This window comes from Mesorhizobium sp. GbtcB19, assembly GCF_019091085.1.
In the GTDB taxonomy this organism is placed as follows: domain Bacteria; phylum Pseudomonadota; class Alphaproteobacteria; order Rhizobiales; family Rhizobiaceae; genus Mesorhizobium.
Genome location: NZ_JAGXJY010000491.1, coordinates 1 through 238 on the forward strand (window position 1 = coordinate 1; position 238 = coordinate 238).

1 protein-coding gene is annotated in these 238 nt (G+C 69.7%); it reads right to left on the minus strand.

What is annotated here, in order from left to right; all coding sequences use genetic code 11:
• A partial coding sequence (locus tag KVT37_RS32815) for an SIMPL domain-containing protein (protein ID WP_217579086.1) occupies positions 1 to 238 on the minus strand: 238 nt, incomplete at both ends.

The window sequence follows — 238 nt, forward strand, 5'->3', positions numbered from 1 at the left end:
TGGTTGGCGCCGAACGACCCCGCCTTCTCGAGGACCTCGCCGGTCTTGTCGACCCCGCGCACGCGCACCGACAGCGTGTTGGACACCTGATCGGCGACGAGCTCGGCTTCCTGGCTGCCGTCGGCCTTGTTGGTGTAGGTGTAGCGCGGGTTGGTCTGGGTGCCGGCGGTCTGCAGGTCGCGGGCGGCAATGCCGGCGGGTTTCATCGCCGCAATCACCGCCGCCATGGCGGCGTTGG